Genomic DNA, 24,109 nt, shown 5'->3' on the forward strand with positions numbered 1-24,109 from the left:
TATAGGCATTTCAACATGCCGTATTTGAGAGCAATCTGCAAATTGAGGCAATCTGCTTTCTTTATGCAAAACTGCTGAAAGCTCCAGCATGAGATCGGTTGAGGATAAAACTGCTTGCAAGATTTCGCTTTTGGCATATACATTGCTGTTATCAAACAACAAATAAAAAAGATCATTGCAGGAGAGACAGGTATTCCCTGCGCCGAAGGAGCAACGACCCCAGAAACTCTCAGGTAAAAGGACTGCATTGATTGCACAACTCTGGAGAGAGGCGTTAACACGCACACCCAAGGGGAAAGTTGATTGCACTATACGCGCAATCGATCGAAGCTCTCAGGTACCCTGACAGATGGGGCATATCATCAAGGCTCGGCTTTGATAAGGAGCAGTCTATGTCACATGTTGCTGTGATTGGCGCCGGTATTACCGGCATCACCTCCGCATATATTCTCAATAGTCTGGGCTATCAGGTCACAGTACTCGACCAGCACCTCTATGCGGCCATGGAAACTTCCTATGCCAATGGTGGACAGCTTTCAGCTTGTAATGCGGAAGTCTGGAACACACAGGCCACGGTCAAAAAAGGTCTGAAATGGATGAGTAAAAAGGATGCGCCATTATTACTCAATCCTTCGTTTAGCCTGCAGAAATATAGTTGGCTATTTGAATTTTTACGGCATATCCCAGCTTATGAAACCAATACTGTAGAGACTGTACGTTTAGCCCTGCTGGCACGGGAAAAAATGTTTGAGATTGCGGAAACTGAGGGTTTTGAGTTTGATCTGGTCAAGAAAGGGATTTTACATATTTTTCATAACGAGACAGATTTTCATCATGCCCATTTGGTTAACCAGTTACTGAACAGAGCTCAGTTAGAGCGTTATGCGGTAACTCCTGAAGAAATGCGTCAGATCGAGCCAGCCCTGACGGGAACATATGCAGGTGGATTTTATACACCGGGTGATGCAACAGGAGATATTCATAAATTTTGTCGTGGTCTGTCGCAAGTCTGTGCACAGAAAGGTGTGAAATTTTTATATGGAGTTGAAGTTGTAGATTTTGTCCATCCGCAACAAGGTATTGAGCTGATTTATCAGGCGAGTGCAGAGAACATGCATGCTGAACCTCAGGATCGTGTTCACTTGCAAACGGATGCGATCGTGGTCTGTGGTGGTGTGAGTAGTTATGCCATTTCAAGAATGCTCGGTGATCATATTCAGGTTTATCCGGTCAAGGGCTATTCAATTACTGTGCAGTTGAATGATACAGAAAGCCAGCAGCAGGCACCTTGGGTCAGCCTGTTAGATGAAAGTGCCAAAATTGTCAGCAGTCGTTTGGGCTTGATGCGTCTACGTGTGGCGGGTACAGCGGAGTTTAATGGTTACAATCGGGATATCCGTGCGGATCGGATTCAACCGCTGATTAATTGGGTCAATCAGAATTTTCAGCTTTCCACGGCTCAGGTGGTGCCTTGGGCGGGATTAAGACCAATGATGCCGAATATGATGCCAGTGGTGTCGCGAGGTAAACGACGTGGGGTGTATTATCATACCGGACATGGTCATTTGGGCTGGACGCTTTCTGCTGCAACCGCCGTGATGTTGGGGGCCTTGATTGAGCAGGATTTGCCTGTTTAGTATTTTTATTGGTTTGGATACTCACTTGACAAACTTTGCAAGCAATACAGATAAACTGCAAGATAAAACCCGCACATGGCGGGTTTTACTATGATTGATTCTAATTAATGGTCATGATGCAGGTATTCAGGTTCCTTTGGTAATGCAAAGCTGCATAAGAAACAGATCATTAACATCACGATGACATAAATAAAGAAGGTGTTTTCAATACCCGCCTGTTTAAATTGTAAAGCCACCGCAGGTGCTGATCCACCAAATAGGGCATTACCAACCGCATAAGAGAAACCTACACCTAAGGCACGTACATGCGGTGGGAACATTTCTGCTTTGACCAGACCACTGATGGAGGTATAAAAGCTCAAAATCATCATTAAAAAGATCAGTAATAAAGTCACGATCACCGGTGAATAGCTGAAATGATTCATGCCAATCACCATCACCGGATAGATGAAAATGGCGCTCAGCGCACTAAAAGCCAGCATGGAAGCTCGACGACCAATCCGATCGGAAATAAGGCCAAACACCGGTTGTGCCAGCATGTAGACAAATAGGGCAAAGGTCATCATATAGCCGACCGTTTTGCTATCAATGCCCATATTGGTCAGATAGGTTTTGGAATAAACAGTCAGGACATAAAAGGTCAATGAACCTGCTGAAGTGTAACCCACCACCAGTAAAAAGGTTTTCCAATGATTTTTAAAGAGTGCTCTTAAACTGCCGGACTCCTCGCGTTCACGATCTGCATGTGAGAGGGTTTCTTCCAGACGGCTACGCGCAAGGAGGGAAATAATTGCTGTGATTCCGCCAATGATAAACGGAATACGCCAACCGCCATTCATCAACTGTTCTTCACTTAAAAAAGCCAGCAGAATGACACCCAGCAGACTGGCCAGAAGTTGACCACCAGACAGGGTCACATACTGAAATGAGGCATAAAAGCCACGTCGGCCTTTTAAGGCAATTTCACTCATGTAGGTGGCAACCGCACCATATTCACCCCCGACAGACAGGCCCTGTAATAAACGTACCATCAATAACAGGAAGGGTGCCCACATGCCGACTTGTTCATAGGTAGGCAGAAATGCAAATAGGAAAGAACTGATAGCCATCAGGCTAATCGAAATCACCATGGACTGTTTGCGACCATGTTTGTCCGCGATGCGGCCAAAAATCCAGCTACCGATCGGGCGCATAAAAAAGCTGGCAGCAAATACGCCCCAGACATAAATGGCCTGAGCCGTTGAACTCATGTTGGGAGCAGTCAGCACATGCTGAAAATACATGGCAAAGACGGCATAGATATAAAAGTCAAACCATTCCACCAGGTTGCCTGAAGAGGCTCCGACAATCCCTAGAACGCGTTTACGTTTTTCTTCTTTGCTATAGATCACTTCACTCATCGGTAGATCCTTATCAATTTTTCTCATCTAAATACAGGAGGTTTTTTAAAATTATAAATATTGTAATATTCACATAATTTGTATCATTAATAGCATGAAAATTGACAAAATTTCAGTATTTTTATCTTTATTTTATTCTTCTATAATATTGATTTGTAACGGAAAATAAAAAAGCCCATCGGTTGATAGGCTTTTTTTAAAATTCATATTTAAGCTGAGATGAATGCGTTCACAGCCTGATTAAAGTCTTCAGGTTTTTCCACATTCGAGATGTGAGATGCATCGATTTCAAACAATTTTGCATTTGGAATACGATCCACCATAAACTGGCCATCGGCAACCGTTGTTACAGGATCTTGTTTACCTGCAATGACCAATACCGGAACGGTAATGTCTTTCAACTGTTCACGAACATCCGCTTTAGCCAAAGCTTCACAGCAGCTTGCGTAACCTTCTGCGCTGCCAGCTGCAAGGTCGTTACTCAGATTTTCCACAACTGCCGCTTGGCTCTGGATAAAGGGATCGGTAAACCAGCGTGATGCTGCGGTTGAGGCAATTGGTTGCAAGCCTTGTTCACGTACCAGTTTGGCACGATCCAGCCATGCAGCTTCTTGACCAATTTTCGCTGCCGTGTTGCAGACAATCACGTGATTAAAACGTTCAGGTTTGTTAATGGCTAACCATTGGCCGGTCAAACCACCCATCGAAATACCACAGAAACTTGCTTTAGCAACATTGAGGTGATCAAGCAAATTTACGACGTCCTGACCCAATTGTTCTAGGGTATAAGGACCTTGTGGTGCAGAAGATGAACCGTGACCACGGGTATCGTAACAGATGACAAAGAAGTTCTCTTTAAATACATTGAACTGTTTCTGCCACATGCCGTAGTTGGTGCCTAAAGAGTTAGAAAACACCAAAGCCGGTTTGCTCGCATCACCAAAAGTCTGGTAATTGATGACAGCATCATTCGATTGAAAAGTTGGCATTGCGATTCTCCAATCCTTATACGCGTTCGATAATCAAGGCAATGCCTTGACCCACACCGATACACATTGAGCACAGACCGTATTTACCACCAGTTTCTTCCAAATGGTTCAATGCCGTGGTGACCAGACGTGCACCTGAAGCACCCAATGGGTGACCCAAGGCAATCGCACCACCGTTCGGGTTCACATGTGCAGCATCATCTGCAAGACCCAAGTCACGGGTACAAGACAAGGCTTGAGCCGAGAATGCTTCGTTTAGCTCAATCACATCCATTTGCTCAAGGGTTAAACCGGTTTGAGCCAACAGTTTCTTGATTGCAGGCGCTGGACCAAAGCCCATGATGCGTGGTTCTACACCGACCACGGTTGCACCAATGATTTTGGCACGTGGTTTCAGGTTGTATTGTGCAACTGCTTCATCAGATGCAATCAGTAGCGCTGCTGCACCATCATTAATGCCTGAAGCATTACCGGCAGTGACCGTACCGTCTGCTTTCACCACAGGTTTAAGTTTTGCCAAGCCTTCAGCAGTCGTTGATGCACGTGGATGCTCATCGGTATCTACAACCACTGGATCGCCTTTGCGCTGTGGGATTACCACTGGCACGATTTCTTTAGCGAAGTAACCACGTGCTTGTGCAGCTGCGCAACGTTGTTGGCTTTGCAGGGCAAATTTGTCTTGGTCTTCACGCGAAATGTTGAATTGTTCTGCCAGGTTTTCTGCAGTTTGTGGCATGGTTTCCACGCCATACATTTCTTTAAGCTTTGGATTGATAAAACGCCAGCCCATGGTAGTGTCTTCAATCTTCTGGCTACGGCCGAACGCGCTGTCTGATTTACCCATGACAAATGGGGCACGAGACATCGATTCAACACCACCGGCAATGATCAGATTCGCTTCACCTGATTTGATTGCACGTGCAGCAGTCGCGATCGCATCCAATGATGAACCACAAAGACGGTTTAATGTGGTTGCTGGAACCTGGTGTGGCAAACCAGACAATAGGCCAGACATACGGCCCACGTTACGGTTGTCTTCACCGGCTTGGTTGGCACAGCCGTAGATCAGGTCATCCACCTGTTCCCAGTTCACCGATGGATTACGCTCCATTAAGGCTTTGATCGGTAATGCACCCAGATCATCTGCACGTACAGGGGCTAAACCACCCGCATAACGGCCAAATGGGGTACGGATCGCATCGATAATATATGCATTTTTCATGTTGTTATTCCTTTCCCCTTAAGCCTGAGTGGCATCAATCAGTTTGGCACCGGTCATCGCTTGTAATTCTTCAAAGCTTAAACCGTCAACCTTCTCAATTACTTTCATGCCTTCTGGTGTTACATCAATCACGCACAGGTCGGTATAGATGCGATCCACGCATTTCAAGCCAGTTGCTGGATAGCTGAGCTCTGCAACGATTTTAGGTTCGCCTTTTTTGGTCACGTGATCTGTGGTGATGAAGACTTTCTTCGCACCAACAGCCAGGTCCATCGCGCCACCTACGGCAGGAATCGCGTCCGGTGCACCAGTGTGCCAGTTCGCTAGGTCACCATTTTCAGCCACCTGGAAAGCACCCAGTACTGCGATATCGAGGTGACCACCACGCATCATGGCGAAAGAGTCACCATGATGGAAGAAACAGCCGCCAGTCAACATCGTCACGAATTCTTTACCGGCATTGATCAGTTCCGGATCACGGTCTTCTTCTGCCGGCGGTGGACCAAATGCCAACAGGCCATTTTCAGAGTGTAGAAACACATCTTTGTCTGATGGTAGGTAGTTTGAAATCTTGGTTGGTAGGCCAATACCCAAATTCACATAGGCACCGTCTGGAATGTCTTGCGCAACACGTTCAGCAATTTGGTCGCGAGTAAGTTTGCTATAGCTCATGAAGTTCTCCTTAGTCGCCAATTACTGTGCTGGGGTTACTTGAACCACGTGTTTTACGAAAATGCCCGGGGTGATGATGTGTTCCGGATCAAGCTCACCGAGTTCTACTACTTCAGACACTTGGGCAATCGTTACGTCTGCCGCCATCGCCATGATTGGGCCGAAGTTACGTGCAGATTTGCGGTACACCAGGTTGCCCCAACGGTCGCCTTTATGGGCTTTGATCAAGGCAAAATCTGCTTTGATCGGATTTTCCAGCACGTAGTCTTTACCATCGTAGTTTAGGGTTGGTTTGCCTTCAGCAAGCAAAGTACCAAAACCGGTTGGGGTGTAGATTGGGCCCAAGCCCATACCTGCAGCCTGGATGCGGCAAGCGAGGTTACCTTGTGGCACTAATTCAAGCTCGATTTTGCCAGCACGGTACAGCTCGTCGAATACCCAAGAGTCAGACTGACGTGGGAACGAGCAGATGATTTTACGTACGGCACCGGCTTTTAAAAGCTTCGCCAAACCGTAGTCACCGTTACCGGCGTTGTTGTTGACGATCACCAGATCTTTCACGCCCAGTTCAATCAAGCCATCAATCAGTTCAGCGGGCTGACCTGCGGTGCCGAAGCCACCAATCATAATGGTTGAATCATCTTTAATTTGTGAAAGCACTTCTGTTAAGGAAGCTTTGCTTTTGTCGATCATAATATTTCCTAATCAAACTTCATCTGCAGACGCGTTAAGCGCGTGAAGATGTTGGAGGCGTTGTATTGGTCAACGGTGTATTTTTGGAGAGGATCAGATGGGCAATAAAGCCGATGCAAATCCCCCAAAATACGGAACTTAAACCTAAAAAACTTATTCCCGACACGGTGGCAAGGAATGTGATTAAAGCAGCATCTCTCTGGGTTTCTTCTTTCATCGCCACTGTAACGTTGGTGGCTATTGCACCGAGAAGGGCAAGACCCGCCAGGGCAGCGACCAGCTCTTTCGGAAGCAGGCTGAATAGCATGACAATACTGCCTGCGAACAACCCGCCTAAAATGTAAAAAATACCGTTGGCAATACCAGCGATATATCGTTTTTCTTTCAGTTCATGTGCATCTTTACCGGTACAGAGTGCTGCGGTAATCGAGGCCAACACGATGGTAATACCACCCACGCAGGCTACTGCAAGCGAAGCAATGCTTGAGGCTGCGATAATTGGCTTGGCTGGCGTCTCATAATCACTGAGTCGCAAGATCGCCATACCCGGCAAAAACTGTCCTGTCAGACTGACCAGAATCAGCGGAATAGCAAGGTTAAAGGTTGCATTCCATGACCACTCTGGCGTGATGAACTGGGGGAGGGCGAGCGAAAAATTGATGTCGACTGGATTCATCCGACCGAGCAATAAAGCCAAGCTCACACCGGCCAGTAATACCCATACCATGGTGTAGCGTGGGGAAAAGCGTTTTGCGAGCAGATAACACGCCAACATGCCAAATACCACATAAGGCATAGAGCTGGTCGCTTTGAATAAACCCAGGCCAAACTGGAACAAAATTCCCGCCATCATGCCTGCTGCCAGTCCCTGTGGAATCCATTTCAACAATTTGTCGAAATAGCCACTAATCCCGATCAGAAAAATCGCGACGGCAGCAATCAGGTAAGCGCCAACGGCTTCATTTAAACTGATACTTGGAAACAGGGTCACCAGCAGGGCAGTTCCGGGTGCTGACCAAGCTGTAATCACAGGGGTTTTAAACCGGATTGACAGGTAGATCCCGGTAAGCGCTGCACCAATAGAAATGCCCCAGATCCAGGACATCATCATCTCGGGGCTAACATTGGCTTTTTGTGCGGCCTGAAAGAAAATAATCAGGGGACCAGAGTAGGAAATCAGTACCGCTAAGAATCCTGCAACGGTGGCTGAAATCGACCAGTCCTCTTTTAATGTTTGGATCAGATTAGACATCGCATGCCTCCATGCTCACGATTCTGTCAGTTCTGCCGGTTAACCTAAGTCACCACCACCTACAGGTACAACACTACCTGTGATGTAAGAGGCTTCATCAGAGGCCAGGAAGGTAATGGCATTCACTTGTTCATCAATCGTGCCATAGCGTTTGAAGAAGGTACGGTCAATGGTTTGATCCACGACTTCTTGCATCCACGCTTTGTCTTGTTCAGACATTGGTGCACTGTTACGTGGCACTTTACGTGGTGGAGCTTCGGTACCGCCTGTTGCAACAGCATTGACACGAATACCGTCTTTGGCATGTTCAAAAGCCAGTGAGGCAGTTAAACCGTTTACACCACCTTTTGCAGCAGAGTAAGGGATACGGTTAATCCCACGGGTTGCAATCGATGAAACGTTCACGATGGCACCGGCTTGTTGGGCAATCATGGTTGGCAACACAGCACGGCAGCACCACATGGTCGGGAACAATGAGCGGCGAACTTCTTTTTCCACTTCTTCAGGTTGGAATTCCTGAAAAGGTTTCATCCAGATCGCACCGCCCACGTTGTTGATGAGTACATCAACACGGCCATATTTTTCTAAAGCCGCATTGACAACTTTTTCAGCACCTTCAAAGTGTTCAAGGTCGGCGCGTACAGTGATTGCCTCACCGCCGGCCTCAACGATTTCCTTCAGTACATCTTCAACATACTCAGAGAAATCGGCCATGATTACTTTGCCGCCTTCACGGGCAACACGTAGCGCGACACCGCGACCGATGCCTTGTGCGGCACCTGTAACAATCACTACTTTATTGCTGAAACGTTGTTGACTCATCTTTGTTTCCTTTATCTTGACTGTATAACCGAACTCAAACTTAGTTTGCAGAGAATTTCTCAAACAGGAAGTTTGCTGGCTTCACGCCTTCTGCATCTAACCAGCCACGTACCGCTTCAACCATTGGTACTGGGCCACAGAGGTAAACATCAACATCACCACCGTTTAACCATTCAGTGTCAATATGACCAGTAACATAACCTTTACGCTCATGCGCAGATTCTGGGTTAGCTACAACAGTACGGTATTCGAACCATGGTAATTTTGCTTGAAGTTCATTGAGGCGATCCAATGCAACCAGGTCAAAGTCGTTGGTCACACCAAATACAAGACGTACAGGTTGTTCAGAACCTTTTTCTTCAAGAACAGACAACATAGACAAGAACGGTGCAATACCAGTACCACCAGCAAGCATTAATACTGGACGAGTAACGCTACGTAAATAGAAGCTACCAAATGGACCAGTAAAGGTCATTTTGTCACCAACTTTAGCAGTTTGGCTGAGGAAACTACTCATTTTGCCATTTGGCACGTTACGTACTACGAAACCAGTTTTGCGGTCGCCTGGTTTAGAGCTGAATGAGTAAGAACGGGTTTCTTCAGTACCCGGAATACCTACATTGACATATTGGCCTGCCAAGAAATTGATTTCTGGCTCAGCAGCGTCAAGTTCGATTTCAAAAGTAATCGTTGATTCAGAAAGGTTCTCAACAGAAGTGAGGGTACCTTGATAAGTATGAATTTCAGTTTTGCAAACATCAGAGGTTGCTTGAATCTGGAATACTGCATCAGAAGTCGGGTGGCATTGGCATGCCAATACATAGCCTTCAGCCGCTTCTTCAGGAGTTAAAGCATCTTCGATATAGCTATCTTCAGGCATATCATAAGTGCCTGATTCACAAAATGCACGACACGTACCACATGCACCATCACGGCAATCTAGCGGAATATTGATCTTTTGGCGGTATGCTGCGTCCGAAAGGGTTTCGCCATTAACAACAGTGATAAAACGCGTTACGCCATCTTCAAATTGAAGTGCAACATTATGGTTTGACATGGCAAGTATCCTACAAATGAGTTAAAACATCAGATGGCCCGGGCCAACATTCCATTGGGCCAGGGCCGGGGTTTCTTTACAATAATCTAATAAGCTTAGATGTGGTAGATATCAATCACTTGGTTGATATAGTCGTTTTTCAATACGACATACTTGCTTACGATTTTTGGCTGTTCACCAGAGAAATCGATCACATAACGAGACATACCGAAGTAGCTGTAGTTTTTCTTGTAACGGAAGCTCAAAGTATTCCAGTTAAAACGTACAGTCACTTGGTCACCGTTCTGTTCCACAATCTCAATGTTGTTGATGTTGTGGCTAGTACGGGTGTCCGGCATAGTTGCAGAAGAGCGTTCAGTTTTGATACGGAACACACGGTCTTCTAAACCTTGACGATCTGGATAGAAAATCAAAGAAATTTCAGACTGAGGATCTTCGGTCAACGTATCGTTGTCATCCCAAGCTGGCATCCAGAATTGTGCATTCGGAGCGTAGCACTCTAACCAGTTATCCCATTGCTCGTCATCAAGGAAACGTGCTTCACGATAAAGGAATTGAGCAATGTTTTCTAAAGTAATCGCGCTCATGCTTGTTCTCCTTCAGCAGCAATCTCTTTTTCAGTCGCAATCGCTTTCTTCATAAGTTTCAACCAGTACTCGTGTTGAGCCAGGTATAAACCTTCGTCTTCAGTCTTGACACCAGAAAGTTTTGGTTTCAAACCGATTTCATTTGCAGCATCATCTGGGCCTTGGATCCAGTGTTTAGAACCACGGCTCATGTCGTTCCACTCAAGCGCGATACCTTGGTAGCCTGCTTGACATGCACGGAACTCTTCCAAGTCATCCGGAGTAGCCATACCAGAAGCGTTGAAGAAGTCTTCGTACTGACGGATACGGCGTGCACGTGCTTCAGGTGCTTCACCTTTAGGCGCGATACAGTAGATCGTTACTTCAGTCTTATCGACAGACAATGGACGAAGAACACGGATTTGTGAACCGAACTGATCCATAAAGTAAACGTTTGGATAGATACAAAGGTTACGAGAACGCTCGATCATCCATTTCGCCATAGCTGCACCGTATTTCTCGGTGTATTCGTCTTTTTTCGGGAAGTTTGGACGGTCTTCCGGGTTAGCCCATTGAGTCCAAAGCAGCATGTGGCCATTTTCGAAACCGTAAGAACCACCGCCTTGTTTACCCCAAGAACCAGCGCTCATCGCACGGATGTTGTCGCCGCCTTGTTTTTCTTTACGTTGCTGAGTTGTCGCAGCATAGTTCCAGTGAACAGCAGAAACGTGGTAACCATCGGCACCGTTTTCAGCAGTCAGTTTCCAGTTACCTTCATAAGTATAGGTAGAAGCACCACGAAGAACTTCAAGACCATCTTCAGACTGACCAACGATCATGTCGATGATTTTAGTTGCTTCACCAAGATATTCTTCAAGAGAAGGAACGTCTGGGTTCAAGCTACCAAACAAGAAACCTTTGTAGTTTTCAAAACGTGCAACTTTCTTCAGGTCGTGTGAACCTTCTTTGTTGAAGCAGTCAGAATAACCCGCATCAGTAGGATCTTTAACTTTTAACAACTTACCAGAGTTGTTGAATGTCCAGCCGTGGAATGGGCAGGTATAAGTTGCTTTGTTACCACGTTTGTAACGGCAAAGCTCTGCACCACGGTGTGAACACGCATTGATCATTGCATTTAGTTCACCGTTACGGTTACGTGCAATGATGATTGGCTGACGACCGATGTTAGTCGTGTAGTAATCGTTGATATTTGGAATTTGGCTTTCATGTGCCAAGTATACCCAGTTGCCCTCGAAGATATATTTCATTTCAAGGTCAAAAATGTCCTGGTCCGTGAAGACAGAACGATGAAGTTTGAATTCACCTGTTTCGTAGTTTTCAACAAGTAATTCATCAATGCGATCTAGATGGCTAGTATTGATTACAGGAATACGTGGCATGTCCGCTCTCCGACTTTCCAAATGTTAGGAAGTCACCGAAATGCTTAACAGAATAGGGAGGTTAAACATTTCGGTTCCTTGGGTTTCAGCTAATTAAGCGCTTGCGCGACGACGTTCAACTTCAGTAGAAGGCGCACCTTCTTTGTCTTTCTGAAGAACGATGTCGAACTGGATGTGTTTGAAAGAACCTTTCAAACCGCGGCGTGCGATTTCAGCTTCGTCAGTTACGTCAACAGCAGTTGCAACTAGACCTTCACGCGTACCGAATGCAAAGTCGTCCCAAAGGTATTTGTCGCCTTCGATGTTGAACTGAGTGGTTAATTTACGGTGACCAGGCGCAGAGATGAAGTAGTGCACGTGCGCAGGACGTTGACCGTGACGAGAAAGTTTGTTCAACATTTGTTGTAACGGACCTTCTGGGTTCAAACCGTAACCTACAGGCATAGTGGTTTGTGCTGTGTAGTTACCGTTTTCATCAGTGAAAATGGTACGACGCAGGTTGAAGTGTGATTGAGACTTATCGAAGAACGAGTAGTTACCGTGGCTGTTGGCATGCCACATTTCAACTTTAGCACCAGAAAGCACTTCACCATCAGTATCAGTCACTTTACCTTCGATGATAAGCGTTGCAATTTTGCCTTCTTCAGAACCGTCGTCCATACGAGCGAAACCTACAGATTCAGGCGCACCAGCGACATATAATGGACCTTCGATTGTACGTGGAGTACCACCTGTTAAGCCTGCTTTAGCATCAGCTTCATCAGCACGAAGGTCAAGGTAGTGTTCTAGGCCGATAGCAGAACCTAAAAGAGCAAATTCATCAGCTTTCGCCATGTCGATGATCGCTTCAACACCTTTCCAAACTTCAGATTGAGTAAGATCAAGATCTTCGATTGCTTGGTAGAAGTCAGTCACTAGGCGAACAACAACTTGTTGTAGGCGTGCGTCAACTGGACCTTCAGAAGTGTCTACGTTACATGCTTTAACTAAATTTTCAATCGCTTGACGATCCATACAATTGCTCCTTGAATGTATGCTTTTTTCATTGAGTGGTCAGCTAAGCTTGCATAAATGCTGGCAAATTTCCCGCTAACCACGATTTTAATAACCGGCCGGATGACCGGAGTTTTTGTGATGATGAAGAGCCCTCACAATTCATCACCACGATTCAATCAGGTGTCATCTTCACGGATTGAAGATGGATGGCGGTTGAGTGCCATCACCTCGATATCCATATATGGATAAAGCGGTAAACCTTGCAGAATATTGTGTAACTCTTCATTACTTTCCACATCAAAAATACTGATGTTTGAGTATTGGCCAGTAATACGCCAGATGTGACGCCATTTACCCTGACGTTGTAAGTCTTGTGAGTAAGCTTTCTCAACAGCTTTAATCTCAGCCGCTTTCTCAGCCGGCATATCTAATGGAATGTTTACATCCATGCGTACTTGAAACAGCATGTGTTTACTCCTTACTTACGACGTAGTTGGTCAAGTTTGTCTTCATCTAGCTCAATCCCCAGACCTGGGCCTTGTGGAATTGCAAGTTCAAAATTTTCGTAACGAAGCGGTGTTTTTAAAATTTCTTCGGTGAGTAAGAGGGGGCCAAACAGTTCAGTGCCGTAGGCCAAATTATCGAAAGTTGAGAAGGCATGCGCAGATGCGATAGTGCCTACAGAACCTTCTAGCATTGTTCCACCATAAAGGTCAATGCCTGCCAATTTGGCGATTTTTGCAACTTCACAACCTTCAATCAGACCACCCGATTGTGCTACTTTCACCGCAAATACTGATGCGCCATTGCGTTTCGCGATTTGGTACGCTGTTGCAGGACCCATCAAGGATTCATCCGCCATAATCGCAACATCGAAACGACGAGTTAAACGCTCCATGGCATCTAAATTTTCAATTGCACATGGTTGTTCAATCAGGTCTACACCACCGTCTTGTAACAACTGGATACCTTTGATCGCTTCAAGCTCAGACCAGGCACGGTTCACATCAACGCGGATAGAAACGTCTGCACCTAGAGCTTGTTTGATCGCCAATACGTGCTCAACATCTTCTTGGACTTTGCGTGAACCAATTTTCAATTTAAAGATGTTGTGACGTTTCAGCTCAATCATCTTTTTCGCTTCAGCGATATCTTTTTCAGTGTTACCAGAAGCCAATACCCAAAGCACCGGCACGCTGTTGCGCAGACGACCGCCGAGCAACTCGCTCACTGGCAAACCTAAACGCTTGGCTTGGATATCAAGCAGGGCAGTTTGGATTGCACATTTTGCAAAACGGTTGCCATTAATGTTGCGTTTAATCAAACTTAGTGTTTGAGCAACATTTAAATCTTTAATCGACGTCAAGAGTGGTGCAAAATAAGTGTCAATATTTGTCTTAACACTTTCCGGGCTTTCTTCACCGTAGCCTAAGCCACCAATTGTTGTCGCTTCACCCCAACCAATGATGCCGTCTTCAGTAGTGATTTTGATCAAAACCAAAGTTTGAGTTTGCATCGTCGCCACCGCCATTTTGTGCGGGCGGATCGTTGGGATCTCTACAAGCAAGGTTTCTACTGATTTATACATCTTCGTTATCTGGGTTGGTTATCTCTTGTGTATACCTTAAAAGAATGATTAAACTGTGTCTAAGATCAAATATGCATTTTAATATACCTTAATGGTATGAGGTGAGCATGGAACTCAGACATTTACGTTACTTTGTAGCCGTTGTAGAGGAACAAAGCTTTACAAAGGCAGCAGAAAAGCTGTTTATTGCCCAACCGCCACTGAGTCGCCAGATCCAAAATCTGGAAAATGAGTTGGGAATTCAATTATTTGAGCGTGGAAGTCGCCCTTTGCAGACCACTCCAGCAGGCCAGTTTTTCTATCAGCATGCGGTCAAATTGCTGTCGAATGCTGAAGAAATCAAATCGATGACCAAGCGTGTCGGGATGGTTGAACGTGTAGTAACCATGGGATTCGTAGGATCACTGCTTTATGGATTATTACCGAGAATTGTCTACTTATATCGCCAGCAGCAACCACATCTGCAAATTCAGCTCATTGAGATGAGCACCAAAGAACAGATCCAAGCCCTGAAAGAAGGCAAGATCGATGTAGGCTTTGGTCGTTTACGTATTTCTGATCCAGCGATTCGACGTGTGTTGCTGCGTGAAGAACGTTTGATGGTGGCTGTTCATGTCAGTCATCCTTTATCTCGTTATGAAAAAGGTGTTCATCTATCTGATATTGTTGATGAAAATATTTTTCTTTATCCGGCAAATCCAAAACCAAATTTCTCGACACAAATGCGGTCAATCTTTTCTGAATATGGTTTAGAACCCAAAAACTTTAAAGAAGTACGTGAAATTCAGCTGGCTTTAGGTTTGGTGGCTGCTGGAGAAGGGATCAGTGTAGTGCCGGAAAGTGCCAATACTATTCGCTTCCCACACTTAAATTACATCCCGTTATTAGATGATGCTGCGGTGAGTCCGATCTTTCTGGCGATTCGTAATATGGATGAAAGTGAAGATATCCGTTCACTGTTTGACTGTATCTATCAGGTCTACGACCTGGAGGCGATTAAATACGACCGTACGGTTCTTTGACTACGCCTTTAGTCTAATCTAGCCCTTCAACTTACAGAGAAATGATTAAAAAAAGATGAAAAAAATATTCGTTTTTCTGTTGTTTGAAGGGTGATTCTTTTCCTGTGGTCGTTAAAACCTTCTTGTTGATTACTTTTTGCTCAAATATCTTTTATCTTCTTTTATTCTTTACTACAAGCTTAACGGTGGCTTTTATCTTATTTTCATAATGCCAAGCTCTAGTACAAGTGCCGTAAAGACTGTAGAGCAATAAGATTGTTATCGTGCTGTTGCCTTTGAAATTGCAAGCCAAGTCTAAGCAGGTATTTGAGTAATAGTGAAATAAGGATATGGAAAATAATTAAGTGATGTTCTACATAATTAAAAAAATAGAGCTGCTTGTTTGATTTATATTTGTATAGGTCTATGTTTTTTAAGCTCTATTTAAATCTCACTACTTTTTCTCCTAGCTAATTTAAATGGTCTTTTTTAATTATCATTCAGCATCATGAATGGAAATTTTCCATTTCATGTAAATTTCTGATGAAAGTCTGTCGATACCTGATTCGGTATTTCTTGCTTATTACAAAGTGTGCTTGGGTATAGCTAATGTAACTTTTATCTCTAGCTTGAAAGTCGGCTCCGCATACTACTTTCGGTAGGGTGAAATTTGCTCAAATACCCAATAAGTATCAACTTCGCTAATGAGGGGAATCCAAAACAGGTCAAATTAGGTGGGTTTTATGCCTGAACCAAGCTCTATGTGGATGTAGTTTTTGTTTAATTAATGATCGTTTGTGTGGGGTGATAAAAATATTAAGAAAAATCGGATGTACTTCAGTAGATTGATTTATTGTTTCTGAAGGGTTGCTTAATCTATTTATTCATATTTAAGCCGGTAGATATTACTGAGTGGCTTTTTATTGAGATTCTTCTTAACCAGTAGTGGGGATCAATATATTGCTAGAAAGTGACTGTTGAGGTCGATTTCTGCTGCTTGTCTCAGCTTGAACCATCACTTATAAATGAAACATTCAACTTATCCATATGTTGAAGACGGCGTTATCGTGACCTAGCAAGGAGCTTGTATGTCCACTTTCCCTCATTTATTGGCCCCATTGGATTTAGGTTTTACGACATTAAAGAACCGGGTTGTAATGGGTTCTATGCATGTGGGACTTGAGGAGGCACCTCAGGGTTTTGAGCGAATGGCAGCCTTTTATGCTGAACGGGCACGAGGTGGTGTGGGTTTGATTATTACTGGTGGAGTAGCGCCTAACGAAGCAGGGGTGACGTTTCCCGGTAGCAGCATACTCAACCAAGTCGCAGATGTTGAAAAACATAAAATTATTACCCAGGCGGTACATGCAGAAGGCGGTAAAATGGCCCTGCAGATTTTACATACGGGGCGTTATTCTTATCAGCCAAATCTGGTTGCGCCTTCAGCGATTCAAGCCCCCATTAATCCAGTCAAACCCAAAGCGCTAACCATTGCGGAGATTCAGCAAACCATCCGTGATTTTGTTTATACCGCTCAACTTGCTCAACAGGCAGGTTATGATGGGGTCGAAATCATGGGATCAGAGGGTTATCTGATTAATGAATTTATTGCAGCGCGTACTAATCACCGTGATGATGAGTGGGGCGGTTGTTACGAAAACCGGATTCGTTTCCCTTTAGAAATTGTCAGACGTACCCGTCAGGCGGTTGGTGAGAACTTTATCATTATTTACCGCTTATCCATGCTGGATCTGGTTGAAGGCGGCTCTACGCTCGAAGAAGTGATTGAATTAGCCAAAAAGATTGAACAGGCGGGAGCAACCATTATTAATAGTGGGATTGGCTGGCATGAAGCACGTATCCCTACAATTGCAACAAAAGTACCGCGTGCGGCATTCACCTGGGTCACTGAAAAGCTAAAAGGTGCAGTTAGTATTCCTCTTATTACTTCGAACCGGATTAACACCCCACAAATGGCAGAGCATGTGCTTGCTTCAGAACAAGCCGATCTCATTTCGATGGCACGCCCGATGTTGGCTGACCCCGAATTTGTACTGAAGGCCAGTGAAGGTCGAAGTGATGAAATCAACACCTGTATTGCGTGCAATCAGGCCTGTCTAGATCATATTTTTTCTAAACGAATAGCCACTTGTCTGGTCAATCCGCGTGCATGCCATGAAACAGAATTACAATTTATCCCTGCGGTTAAAACAAAATCTATCGCTGTTGTGGGTGCGGGGCCAGCGGGATTAAGTTTTGCGATTTATGCGGCATCGCGTGGGCATCAGATTACGATTTATGAATCTGAAAATCAGATCGGTGGGCAGTTTAATATCGCGAAGACTATTCCGGGTAAAGAAGAATTTCACGAAACGCTGCGTTATTTTAAACGCCAAATCGAAATACAACCGAATATTAAACTGCAACTGAATCATACCGTGACCTTTGAGGAATTGAGCCAGTCAAATTTTGATGACATTGTGGTGGCAACAGGCGTGATGCCAAGGCGGTTGCAGATCGAGGGAATTGACCACCCTAAGGTTTTGTCATATCTGCAAGTGTTGAAGCAGCGAGTACCTGTTGGTCGTCGCGTTGTGATTATTGGTGCTGGTGGGATCGGTTTTGATACGGCTGAATATCTAGTTCATTCAGGTGAAAGTGCTAGTATGAATCCAGAAAAATTTTATGCAGAGTGGGGGATTGATCCTCATTATCAGCATGCCGGAGGCGTACAGGCACCACATATATCAATGGCAGAACGGGAAATTTATTTGCTGCAACGCAAAAATACGGCAGTTGGATCCAGTTTGGGGAAAACGACAGGTTGGATTCATCGTATGAGTTTGAAACTGCGTCATGTCAAAATGCTGGCGGGTGTGCAGTATGAAAAGATTGATGATGACGGACTGCATATCCGTATCAATGAACAGTCGCAGTTACTAGCTGTAGATCATGTGGTGATTTGTGCTGGACAGGAATCTTATACGGCGATGTATGAGTCATTAGCAGCCGCCGGAAAACAGGTTCATTTGATTGGTGGCGCAAAAGAAGCCGGCGAGCTGGATGCGAAACGGGCGATCCGTCAAGGGGCTGAACTGGCTGCTCTGATATGAAAGAATAAATTGGATGAATTGCGCCATCTTATAATTTAAAAAACCCAGTTGTTTCACTGGGCTTTTTAACAGGAACAGAAGACTGGACTTACTTTTCCAATGCAGGTGAAGCAGCAGCAATAGCAGCAGCAACTGCATCTTCTTCAGTTTGCGGTTCATCTTTCGATTTAGGTGTACTGCTTTGGGCAGTATCATTCTCAGTTTTATTCGTGTTTTTACTCTCGGCTGGCTGTTCGCGAACCTCGCGGCGAATTTCAGTCGTGGTGTTTTTGGTTTCTTCACGAATGATGGTGACAGTTTTGGCTTCAGATGCGGCTTGTGTATTGTCTAGAGGTTTAAACTCAACTTCAGAGGTGACTTGCTGCTCAGTTTCGCTCTGAGTTTTTTCATCTTCCTGAGGAGTTTCTTTTTTTACACATGCGCTGAGTGCCAGACCAGTCGCGATTAAGCCACAGATTAAAAGTTTCTTGTTCATCGTCACACAAAATTCAGCTGTATATAGAAGTGGCACCATTATAACAATAAAACGCCCGATAAAAATCATCATATGAGGCGCTAAATTTTTATAAAAAATGCTGATAGAATAGCCAATTGTTTATTGTTCCATGAATTGATGCGGATTGACTTTGCTTTATAGGTGCAGAGTAAAGTAAAATTGCCCAGCATTGCATGCCGATTTAGGCTCGATTGTACGAGAAACTCAATGACCCATTTTATTTTCGTGACTGGTGGTGTGGTTTCATCACTAGGTAAAGGTATTTCAGCTGCTTCAGTTGCTGCACTTTTAGAAGCTCGTGGTTTAAAAGTGACCATGGTGAAAATGGATCCATATATTAATGTCGATCCAGGCACGATGAGCCCATTCCAACATGGTGAAGTTTTTGTCACAGAGGATGGTGCTGAAACTGACCTAGATTTGGGTTATTACGAGCGTTTCTTGCGTCGCGCAAAAATGACCAAGCTCAACAACTTCACTTCTGGTCGTGTTTACCAGGATGTACTGAACAAAGAGCGTCGTGGTGACTATCTTGGTGGTACTGTTCAGGTTATTCCACACATCACAGACAATATTAAAGAACGTGTACTACGTGCCGGCGAAGGTTACGATGTTGCGATCGTTGAAATTGGCGGAACAGTAGGTGATATCGAATCTCTGCCTTTCATGGAGTCTGTACGCCAACTTTTAGTTGAATTGGGCCACAAGCGTTCAATGCTCATGCATTTAACCTTGTTACCATATATTAAGTCTGCTGCTGAACTCAAAACCAAGCCAACACAGCATTCGGTGAAAGAATTGCTGTCGATTGGTATTCAGCCAGACATTCTGATCTGCCGTACCGAGCATGATGTTGATGCCGATACCACCCGCAAGATTGCACTCTTTACTAACGTAGAAGCACGTGCAGTTGTGGTATGTAAAGATGCCAAAACCATTTATCAAATTCCACGTACATTCTATGAACAGGATGTCGATGACTTTATCTGCGAGCGTTTTGGTTATACGGATTTGCCAGAAGCGGATCTAACCGATTGGGATAATGTGGTTGAAGCGTTGCTGAACCCTGAATTTACCGTTCGTGTCGCAATGGTGGGTAAATATGTTGAACTGCCAGATGCCTATAAATCTGTCAATGAAGCCTTGTTACACGCAGGTATTAAAAACCGTGTAAAAGTCCAGATTGATTATGTAGATGCGGAACGTTTGGAATCTGAAGATGTCAATCAGGTTCTTGCTGAAGCAGATGCGATTCTAGTTCCAGGTGGATTCGGTGAGCGTGGTACTGAAGGTAAGATGACTGCGATTCGCTATGCTCGCGAAAATAAAATTCCATTCTTTGGTATTTGCTTAGGGATGCAGCTTGCTGTAATCGAATACGCACGCAATGTAGCGGGTATGCCAGAAGCGACTTCAACCGAATTTAATCGCTCTACAAAATTCCCATTGATTGGTTTGATTACTGAATGGTTAGATGAGCGCGGTGAATTACAGCATCGTAGTGTTGATTCAGATTTGGGTGGAACCATGCGTTTAGGTGCACAAAAATCAGAATTGGTTGCAGGTACCAAGATTCGTGAAATTTATGGTGCAGCAGAAATTACCGAACGTCATCGCCATCGTTATGAAATGAACGATCGCTTTATTGCACCAATTGAACAAGCAGGAATGAAAATCTCGGGTTATTCAACTGCACAACATTTGGTAGAAACGGTTGAGATTGCTGATCATCCTTGGTTTATCGCGGTACAATTCCACCCGGAATTCACCAGTTCGCCACGTGAAGGTCATCCGTTATTTGCTAGCTTTATTGCGGCAGCTAAACAGCAGCATCAGAAGTAATTAAAAAACTAGGGATAAACTAGGAAAGTTTAAATGTCACAATTAAAACCACAAGAAATTGTACGTTTAGGCGATATACAAATGGCAAATCATTTGCCATTTGTACTATTCGGCGGCATGAACGTATTGGAGTCGAAAGACTTAGCTTTTGAAATTGCAGAAACTTATGTGGAGATCTGTAAGCGTTTAGAGATCCCGTATGTATTCAAGGCAAGCTTTGATAAAGCCAATCGTTCAAGCCTGTATTCTTTCCGGGGGCCAGGTCTGGAAAAAGGCATCGAGTGGTTAGCTGACATTAAAAAACATTTTAATGTGCCGATCATCACGGATGTACATGAGCCGTATCAAGCGGCACCCGTGGCTGAAGTTGCCGATATTATCCAGTTACCAGCGTTTTTAAGTCGTCAGACCGATCTGGTTGAAGCGATGGCGAAAACTGATGCGATCATCAATATCAAGAAAGCCCAATTTCTTGCACCCCATGAAATGCGCCATATTCTGAACAAATGTTTAGAAGCGGGTAATGATAAGCTGATTTTGTGTGAGCGCGGTTCAGCATTCGGTTATAACAACCTGGTCGTTGACATGTTGGGTTTCGACATCATGAAGGAAATGAATGTTCCGGTGTTCTTTGATGTCACCCATTCACTACAGACACCAGGTGGCCGTGCGGATTCAGCGGGCGGTCGTCGTGCGCAGATCACGACTTTGGCACGTGCGGGTATGGCGACTGGCTTGGCGGGTTTATTCCTAGAAGCGCACCCAGATCCAGATCAGGCAAAGTGTGATGGTCCATGTGCTTTACGTTTATCACAGCTTGAGCCATTCTTGGCACAATTAAAAGAATTGGATACTTTAGTCAAAGGATTCAAAAAGTTAGATACTCATTGATACGGGTGTTCGTATCTTGTTATTCATTCAACTGAGGAATTGTTCATGAGCCAAATCGTTGACATTCGTGCACGTGAAATTTTGGACTCTCGTGGTAACCCAACCATCGAAGCAGATGTAATTTTGGAATCTGGCGTTGTTGGCCGTGCATGTGCACCATCTGGTGCTTCAACTGGTTCTCGTGAAGCTTTAGAACTTCGTGACGGTGACAAATCACGTTACTTAGGTAAAGGCGTTCGCACTGCGGTACAAAACGTCAATAGCCAAATCCATGAGTTGCTTGTGGGTCAAAATGTTTTTGAACAAAAAGCACTTGACGACAAAATGATCGCACTTGATGGTACTGAAAACAAAGCGAAGTTGGGTGCAAACGCAACTTTAGCAGTGTCTTTGGCTGCTGCACGCGCTGCTGCAACTGAACAAAAACTTCCTCTATTCCAGTACATCGCCAACTTGCGTGGTCAACAGACTTTGTCTATGCCAGTACCAATGATGAACATCTTGAATGGTGGTTCACACGCAGACAACAATGTTGATATTCAAGAGTTTATGATTGAGCCAGTGGGCTTCACTTCATTCTCTGAAGCGTTACGTGCGGGTGCTGAAATTTTCCACTCACTAAAATCTGTACTTAACCAAAAAGGTTTAAACACTGCCGTAGGTGATGAAGGTGGTTTTGCGCCAAACCTTCGCTCTAATGAAGAAGCGATCACTGTGATTCTTCAAGCCATTGAACAGACTGGCTATAAAGCGGGTTCTGACATCATGCTTGCACTTGACTGTGCATCTTCAGAATTCTACAAAAATGGTCAGTACATTCTGGAAGGTGAAGGCAACAAAGCATTTACCAGCAATCAGTTTGCCGACTACCTTGCAGGTCTGGTCAAACAATATCCAATCATTTCGATTGAAGATGGTCTGGATGAGTCTGATTGGGAAGGCTGGTCTTACCTGACTTCAATCTTAGGTGACAAAATCCAGTTGGTAGGCGACGATTTATTCGTAACCAATCCTAAGATTTTGCAACGTGGTATTGATGAGAAAGTTGCAAACTCGATTCTGATCAAATACAACCAGATTGGCACTTTGACTGAGACTTTGGATGCAATCTATCTTGCTAAAGCAAATGGTTACACCACTGTCATTTCTCACCGTTCTGGTGAAACTGAAGATTCAACCATTGCGGATCTTGCAGTAGGTACAGCAGCAGGTCAAATCAAAACCGGTTCACTTTGCCGTTCAGACCGCGTATCGAAGTATAACCAATTGCTTCGTATTGAAGAGTTGACCAAAGCGGTTTACCGTGGTCGTGCTGAATTCAAAGGTTTGAATTAATCTTTGTTATTTATGAAAGAAGTTTTTCGATCAACTTCGAGTAAAGCAGTACTGATCCTTGCTATCGTTTTGATAGCAGGGTTTCAGTATTTGTTCTGGTTTGGTGAGGGTGGCTATCACGATCACCAAACACTTACTCAACAGATTCAACAGCAAGTTGAAGTAAATAAAGAATTAAAAGAACGTAACCGTATTCTGGCGGCAGAAGTGTATGACTTGAAAAATGGCATTGAAGCGATTGAAGAACATGCACGTTTAGACCTCGGTCTGATCAAGCCTCATGAAACATTTATTCAAATGAGTACCATTAGTACCCATTACAAACCGATTTATATCAATCCAAACGCAAAAGTAGATTTAACCACCAATGAAACACCTGCAGACCCTCGAATCCCTTAAGTTATGGGCGATTGTTCCCGCTGCAGGTTCTGGTAGTCGGTTTTCTCAAACTGAATTAAAACAATATCAAATCATTGAAGAAAAAACTGTTCTTGAGCATACAATCCAGCGTTTAAATGATTTACCTCTCACGGGTTATGTTCTGGCGATTGGTGCACAGGACGATATTGCACAGAAATTGCCTTTTCGAGCAATTGAAAAAGCCCATTTTTGTCAGGGTGGTGTGGAACGTGTGAACTCCGTGCTTAATGCGCTGAACTATCTGTCACAAATCGCCCATCCCGAAGATTGGGTATTGGTTCATGATGCTGCCCGTCCATGTGTAGCTGTAGAGAACCTTCTGGCTTTACTTGAGTATGCTATAACCCATAAAACCAGTGCAATTCTTGCGATTCCGGTGCGAGACACCCTGAAATATGTAGATCAGACACAAAAGGTTAAAACAACGGTCAGTCGTGAGCAGCTCTGGCAGGCACAAACACCGCAAATTGCTCAGCTAGGTATGCTAAAGCATGCCATAGAGCAGGCTTTGCATGATCATGTGATGATTACGGATGAAGCGAGTGCACTCGAGTACATTGGTGCAACAGTACACGTGGTGACTGGACGTTCGGATAATATCAAGATTACTTATCCTGAAGATCTGGAACTGGCAAGATTAATTCTGCAATCTCAACAAAAATCAGTTTGAAGGTGCTGTGTTTTATAGTATTTCTAGAAAATAAAAATGCCGATTTG

22 protein-coding genes and 1 riboswitch are annotated in these 24,109 nt (G+C 44.4%); of the genes, 8 read left to right on the plus strand and 14 right to left on the minus strand.

The window, feature by feature from the left end; genetic code table 11:
* The first annotated feature begins 168 nt into the window (after window positions 1–168).
* Window positions 169–255: riboswitch (glycine riboswitch) on the plus strand.
* Window positions 256–392: 137 nt separating this feature from the next.
* The gene (locus tag PGW99_RS04870) at window positions 393–1,637 is read left to right on the plus strand and encodes a D-amino acid dehydrogenase (RefSeq protein WP_273779054.1); all 1,245 of its coding nucleotides are present in this window, start codon (window positions 393–395) and stop codon (window positions 1,635–1,637) included.
* Between the two features lie 104 nt (window positions 1,638–1,741).
* Here the strand turns inward: PGW99_RS04870 and PGW99_RS04875 are convergent, their stop codons facing one another.
* From PGW99_RS04875 to PGW99_RS04935, 13 genes are all read right to left on the minus strand, one after another.
* On the minus strand, window positions 1,742–3,028 hold the full coding sequence (locus PGW99_RS04875) for an MFS transporter (RefSeq protein ID WP_273779433.1): 1,287 nt from the start codon (window positions 3,026–3,028) through the stop codon (window positions 1,742–1,744).
* A gap of 218 nt (window positions 3,029–3,246) precedes the next feature.
* Entirely contained in the window at window positions 3,247–4,026 is a 780-nt protein-coding gene (gene pcaD / locus PGW99_RS04880; protein WP_273779055.1) for a 3-oxoadipate enol-lactonase, read from the minus strand.
* 16 nt (window positions 4,027–4,042) lie between these two features.
* Window positions 4,043–5,248, minus strand: a complete 1,206-nt coding sequence (gene pcaF, locus PGW99_RS04885) for a 3-oxoadipyl-CoA thiolase (RefSeq protein ID WP_273779056.1) — start codon at window positions 5,246–5,248, stop codon at window positions 4,043–4,045.
* A gap of 18 nt (window positions 5,249–5,266) precedes the next feature.
* Window positions 5,267–5,920 (minus strand): 3-oxoacid CoA-transferase subunit B, encoded by a 654-nt coding sequence (locus PGW99_RS04890; protein WP_273779058.1) that lies wholly within the window; start codon window positions 5,918–5,920, stop codon window positions 5,267–5,269.
* Between the two features lie 21 nt (window positions 5,921–5,941).
* Entirely contained in the window at window positions 5,942–6,613 is a 672-nt protein-coding gene (locus tag PGW99_RS04895) for a 3-oxoacid CoA-transferase subunit A (RefSeq protein ID WP_273779060.1), read from the minus strand.
* Window positions 6,614–6,647: 34 nt separating this feature from the next.
* On the minus strand, window positions 6,648–7,865 hold the full coding sequence (gene benE / locus PGW99_RS04900) for a benzoate/H(+) symporter BenE (RefSeq protein WP_273779061.1): 1,218 nt from the start codon (window positions 7,863–7,865) through the stop codon (window positions 6,648–6,650).
* A 39-nt stretch (window positions 7,866–7,904) separates the two neighbouring features.
* Window positions 7,905–8,687, minus strand: a complete 783-nt coding sequence (locus PGW99_RS04905) for a 1,6-dihydroxycyclohexa-2,4-diene-1-carboxylate dehydrogenase (protein ID WP_273779062.1) — start codon at window positions 8,685–8,687, stop codon at window positions 7,905–7,907.
* 40 nt (window positions 8,688–8,727) lie between these two features.
* Window positions 8,728–9,744: a benzoate 1,2-dioxygenase electron transfer component BenC gene (benC, locus tag PGW99_RS04910; RefSeq protein ID WP_273779063.1), complete on the minus strand. Its 1,017-nt coding sequence runs from the start codon at window positions 9,742–9,744 to the stop codon at window positions 8,728–8,730.
* Window positions 9,745–9,839: 95 nt separating this feature from the next.
* On the minus strand, window positions 9,840–10,331 hold the full coding sequence (gene benB, locus PGW99_RS04915) for a benzoate 1,2-dioxygenase small subunit (protein ID WP_273779064.1): 492 nt from the start codon (window positions 10,329–10,331) through the stop codon (window positions 9,840–9,842).
* Complete coding sequence (gene benA, locus PGW99_RS04920; RefSeq protein ID WP_273779066.1) at window positions 10,328–11,710, minus strand: benzoate 1,2-dioxygenase large subunit; 1,383 nt, start codon at window positions 11,708–11,710, stop codon at window positions 10,328–10,330. Before benA ends, benB begins: the two co-directional genes overlap by 4 nt.
* A 93-nt stretch (window positions 11,711–11,803) precedes the next feature.
* Window positions 11,804–12,724, minus strand: a complete 921-nt coding sequence (gene catA, locus PGW99_RS04925; RefSeq protein WP_273779067.1) for a catechol 1,2-dioxygenase — start codon at window positions 12,722–12,724, stop codon at window positions 11,804–11,806.
* A 158-nt stretch (window positions 12,725–12,882) separates the two neighbouring features.
* The gene (catC, locus tag PGW99_RS04930; protein ID WP_273779068.1) at window positions 12,883–13,173 is read right to left on the minus strand and encodes a muconolactone Delta-isomerase; all 291 of its coding nucleotides are present in this window, start codon (window positions 13,171–13,173) and stop codon (window positions 12,883–12,885) included.
* 11 nt (window positions 13,174–13,184) lie between these two features.
* Window positions 13,185–14,294 carry a muconate/chloromuconate family cycloisomerase gene (locus PGW99_RS04935; protein ID WP_273779070.1) on the minus strand — a complete coding sequence of 370 codons (1,110 nt, stop codon included), beginning with the start codon at window positions 14,292–14,294 and terminating at the stop codon, window positions 13,185–13,187.
* Between the two features lie 107 nt (window positions 14,295–14,401).
* On the opposite strand from PGW99_RS04935, the gene PGW99_RS04940 reads away from it, so the two are divergent.
* Both PGW99_RS04940 and PGW99_RS04945 read left to right on the plus strand, forming a co-directional pair.
* Window positions 14,402–15,316, plus strand: coding sequence for a LysR family transcriptional regulator (locus tag PGW99_RS04940; RefSeq protein ID WP_273779071.1), 915 nt, complete (start codon window positions 14,402–14,404; stop codon window positions 15,314–15,316).
* A gap of 1,067 nt (window positions 15,317–16,383) precedes the next feature.
* On the plus strand, window positions 16,384–18,408 hold the full coding sequence (locus PGW99_RS04945; RefSeq protein WP_273779073.1) for an NADPH-dependent 2,4-dienoyl-CoA reductase: 2,025 nt from the start codon (window positions 16,384–16,386) through the stop codon (window positions 18,406–18,408).
* A gap of 88 nt (window positions 18,409–18,496) precedes the next feature.
* Here the strand turns inward: PGW99_RS04945 and PGW99_RS04950 are convergent, their stop codons facing one another.
* Window positions 18,497–18,883 (minus strand): internalin, encoded by a 387-nt coding sequence (locus PGW99_RS04950; RefSeq protein ID WP_273779074.1) that lies wholly within the window; start codon window positions 18,881–18,883, stop codon window positions 18,497–18,499.
* A 228-nt stretch (window positions 18,884–19,111) separates the two neighbouring features.
* Here PGW99_RS04950 and PGW99_RS04955 point away from each other — a divergent pair, with 228 nt between their 5' ends.
* The 5 genes from PGW99_RS04955 to ispD are packed head-to-tail and all read left to right on the plus strand — an operon-like array spanning window position 19,112 to window position 24,062.
* Complete coding sequence (locus PGW99_RS04955) at window positions 19,112–20,746, plus strand: CTP synthase (RefSeq protein ID WP_273779078.1); 1,635 nt, start codon at window positions 19,112–19,114, stop codon at window positions 20,744–20,746.
* Between the two features lie 33 nt (window positions 20,747–20,779).
* Window positions 20,780–21,637, plus strand: coding sequence for a 3-deoxy-8-phosphooctulonate synthase (gene kdsA, locus PGW99_RS04960; protein ID WP_273779079.1), 858 nt, complete (start codon window positions 20,780–20,782; stop codon window positions 21,635–21,637).
* A 45-nt stretch (window positions 21,638–21,682) separates the two neighbouring features.
* A complete protein-coding gene (gene eno, locus PGW99_RS04965) occupies window positions 21,683–22,972 on the plus strand; it encodes a phosphopyruvate hydratase (RefSeq protein ID WP_273779081.1) in 1,290 nt (429 codons plus the stop codon).
* 12 nt (window positions 22,973–22,984) lie between these two features.
* On the plus strand, window positions 22,985–23,371 hold the full coding sequence (gene ftsB / locus PGW99_RS04970; RefSeq protein ID WP_273779083.1) for a cell division protein FtsB: 387 nt from the start codon (window positions 22,985–22,987) through the stop codon (window positions 23,369–23,371).
* Entirely contained in the window at window positions 23,340–24,062 is a 723-nt protein-coding gene (gene ispD, locus PGW99_RS04975) for a 2-C-methyl-D-erythritol 4-phosphate cytidylyltransferase (RefSeq protein WP_273779084.1), read from the plus strand. The genes ftsB and ispD overlap by 32 nt, the downstream gene beginning before the upstream one ends.
* The last annotated feature ends 47 nt before the right edge of the window (window positions 24,063–24,109 follow it).

Source organism: Acinetobacter sp. GSS19, assembly GCF_028621895.1.
Lineage (GTDB): Bacteria > Pseudomonadota > Gammaproteobacteria > Pseudomonadales > Moraxellaceae > Acinetobacter.